The sequence below is a fragment of the Alkalibacterium sp. s-m-28 genome, from assembly GCF_054658175.1.
Map to the genome: position 1 here is coordinate 1 of NZ_BAAGIQ010000149.1, position 3,270 is coordinate 3,270.

At 36.5% G+C, this 3,270-nt stretch carries 4 protein-coding genes; 2 read left to right on the top strand and 2 right to left on the bottom strand.

All coding sequences use genetic code 11. The annotated features are described in order from the left end of the window. Positions 1-544: 544 nt before the first annotated feature. Positions 545-1,657, bottom strand: coding sequence for a plasmid pRiA4b ORF-3 family protein (locus ACYQ4S_RS11380; protein ID WP_459771230.1), 1,113 nt, complete (start codon positions 1,655-1,657; stop codon positions 545-547). A gap of 141 nt (positions 1,658-1,798) precedes the next feature. Between ACYQ4S_RS11380 and ACYQ4S_RS11385 the strand changes: the two genes are divergently transcribed. Both ACYQ4S_RS11385 and ACYQ4S_RS11390 read left to right on the top strand, forming a co-directional pair. Further along, positions 1,799-2,071 (top strand): AbrB/MazE/SpoVT family DNA-binding domain-containing protein, encoded by a 273-nt coding sequence (locus tag ACYQ4S_RS11385; RefSeq protein ID WP_459771232.1) that lies wholly within the window; start codon positions 1,799-1,801, stop codon positions 2,069-2,071. Next, positions 2,071-2,421: a type II toxin-antitoxin system PemK/MazF family toxin gene (locus ACYQ4S_RS11390; RefSeq protein ID WP_459771234.1), complete on the top strand. Its 351-nt coding sequence runs from the start codon at positions 2,071-2,073 to the stop codon at positions 2,419-2,421. Before ACYQ4S_RS11385 ends, ACYQ4S_RS11390 begins: the two co-directional genes overlap by 1 nt. A gap of 249 nt (positions 2,422-2,670) precedes the next feature. On the opposite strand, the gene ACYQ4S_RS11395 is transcribed toward ACYQ4S_RS11390, so the two are convergent. Next, on the bottom strand, positions 2,671-3,216 hold the full coding sequence (locus ACYQ4S_RS11395) for a hypothetical protein (RefSeq protein ID WP_459771235.1): 546 nt from the start codon (positions 3,214-3,216) through the stop codon (positions 2,671-2,673). Between the last annotated feature and the right edge of the window lie 54 nt (positions 3,217-3,270).

Genomic DNA, 3,270 nt, shown 5'->3' on the forward strand with positions numbered 1-3,270 from the left:
CCGGAACTCTTCAAGCCATTTTTAAAAGAAAATCAGCTGAATCAAATATCAAAAGCGGCATAATAATCGGTACCAAGTCAATGACACCAAGGGTCAAAGGCTATTTTTTAACTGCAAAACTTGAGTTCTTAAGTTTCCCAGTTTTCTAAAGAAGTAGGAACATTTTCCTAGCTCACTTAGAAAGATAAGTACGTTATCTTCATAAATGAGCTGAAAAAGTGCATCAACTTCTTAAATTAAGCGGTCATTTTTTGCAGACAAAAAATTTCAACTAGAAATAAAACAATTATTTATCAATTCACTGATAAAAATGGTTACTATAAATTAAGTAAGCACACCTTAGCAATTACAACCAGTTAACAGCAATATGATCCAGCAGACGTGAATACGCTGCTGGATCACATTGCCTTTTTTCGCCTCTTTTTTATCGGTATAGAATGCTTTTCTACAATTAGAAACAGCGGAACTATCGATAGTAGCATCTCCTGATCCCGCCGGATTATTGGTTTGAATTAGCGGTGCGCTCAGATTATAGTAATTGAACTTAAAGTCTATCTAAACTAAAGTTAATACTATTTAAAGTGTGTATGGATAAACGACTTCTGAATCGTTCACTCCACATAGAAAAATGCTCATACTGTTCATCGGATGGATCAGACATCACCTGTTTAAATTCTGCATAGCCGTCTACTCCTCCGACATCCTCAGGTACTGGGTCCCCTTGCATGTCTATTAAACGCGCTTTTCGAAGACTCTGCTTTTCAATGATTTGGGTCACTTCAATTCTATGTCTCCAATCATCTCCGAAATCATATTCATACAGAAAGACATCTCCGGAACGGATGTATTCCAGCAGCTGCACTTCTTCATCGTATTTCATTATTTGTTGTCTTTGTTTATACCCGAATGATTCATCGTCGTCTACTAGACAGACAGACATACCATTTGGTTTTTCAAAAGTGAATTGATGCAAATGATAATCGTCCCACATGAAGGCTTTCTGCAGTATGTGATGCAACTGATTAAAAGTATAAGTCATTGGAACCTGTAAAACCCTCACGACATCTTCTTCTGTTTCCAATTCAAGGCTTACCTTTAATTCTGCAACAGGTGGCGTGAATACGAGGTTCTCTCCTAATCCTTTATCGCTTAAGAATGATTCCCATTTATTTAACGGTGTATCTTCGGTTCCATCTGTATAAGTGACTAATCGGTTATTGACTTTTTCCATTAATTTCAGCTGGACAATCTCTTCATCATCAAACCCTCTCACTTCCATTCTTAAAGGTCTAATGACTTCTTCCAGATAGTCTGGTGTATCGATGTTTTCTCCCTTAGTCCATACCAAATCTCGGTTATCAAATTTCTTCTCTATTTCCATCTGCTTGACCCAATTGAGACCTAAATAATCAAAATACGCTTGTCTGACATAGTGAATGATGTTCTCAATCTTACTTAATTCTTCTTTTTTAAGTGGCCAAGCAACAAGTGTTAACTGCGTTTCTAAATGGACAAGTACTAGCGCTTTTCTTCGATTCAAAATAGCAATATGGACTAACCAAGCATTCTCGTTTGGATTAGTAGGATTGAGCGGCAAGACGTGACCTTTTGCTTTTTCTATTTCTGACATAAATTTATCTGTTGTATGTATGAGCACGGTGAATGCCTCCTGTTATTTGTTTCGTTTATCATAACATATTCCATTAACAAAAAAAGACAAAAACTAAAGTCTCACTCCTTACTTTTCCTTACTTTTGTGCTATAATAAGAATTATCTATTAAATTGGGAGTGAATGAAATGATTAGCTACAAAGAAAGAAATCCTGTTACTGCAAAAATCACATCTAAAAACCAAGTAACTATTCCAAAGTCCATTCGAACCGCATTAGATATTAAGTCTCATGACCACATTATATTTTATACTAATGAACAAGGAGACGTGGTTATTAAAAGCGTGGATAAAAAGAAAGCTTTTTGGGAAAAAGTAGAGGAACAGCAAGTAACCTATGGCTCTATTGATGATAAAGAAATGACCTGGGGTGAAGATTTAGAAGCTGAGGATTTTGATTAATGGCTAAACTCAGACAAGGAGATATCATACTCGTTAATCTAGATCCGTCAAAAGGAACAGAAACAAAAAAGACTAGGCCCTGTTTAGTGGTCAGTAACAACTTTTACAATCGATATTTGAATACTGTTCTAATCGCTCCTATCAGTAACTCTCAAAATTATAAAGAAGAGCGTTTTACTGTTTCACCATTTTTCGTTTCAATTCCAAATAACGAGAAGGTAAAGGGCACAATATTACTTCAACACATAAGAAGTATTGATCCGACTCTCAGAGTTATAGGAAAGCCAATTTCACACTTAAACTCCGATTTAGTTAAAAAAATAAGTGACACTATTAACCACTTTTTCTAATGAAGACAACCGTTCATTAAAAGCAGCAGACTTAAGGAATTTATTTCCAGTCGGCTGCTTTTATTTAATACATTAATTTTAACTTTGAATAACATTCTTGGATTAATTCTTTAGGTACTTTTTCAACAAAGTTAAATTCTCTTTTTTCTAAATCAATCATACAGTGGGTTATGGGATATTTCTTTAGTGGTACATCAAGCTGGCAAAAGGTGGTACATTCTTTGGCAAACAGTGGTAAGAAAGTTGGCATCAGTGGTACAAATGTGTGGCAGTAGGGAGAAAAGTCTTGCAAAATACACCTCGGCCTCTTGAGCGAACGACACCAGCAGCTAGATTATCAATACGAAGTGTCCGTGGGACCACACGCATGCGTTCAAATATGCGCTTCAACCCTTCTAGGAAACACTCTTTATTCTCACGTGGAAGGGCAGCGACATACGACCGATTTGAATAGGGTGGAACTAAGACGAGTAACTTGATGTCTTTGAGTTTCCCACCTTCACACACCCGATAATTTCCAAAATCCAATTGTGCTTCTCCCGGCGGATGTTCCAGTCGTTCATAAGCGTTATTATGTTGTATTTCTTCATGTGTATCTGCTATATACTGGCATACCAAACGGTAACTCCCTGGGAAATCGTAGTCTTCCATAAGTATTTTATGAATTGCCTTTTTTTGACGTCGATCTTTTTTCTTTTCCTTACTATCTTCAAACAACAAAGCTGTAGAAAAGCATTCTATACCGATAAAAAAGAGGCGGAAAAAGGCAATGTGATCCAGCAGACGTGAATACACTGCTGGATCACATTGCTTTTTTTCTTGTCAAATGTCTCCAGCAAAGGTAAAATA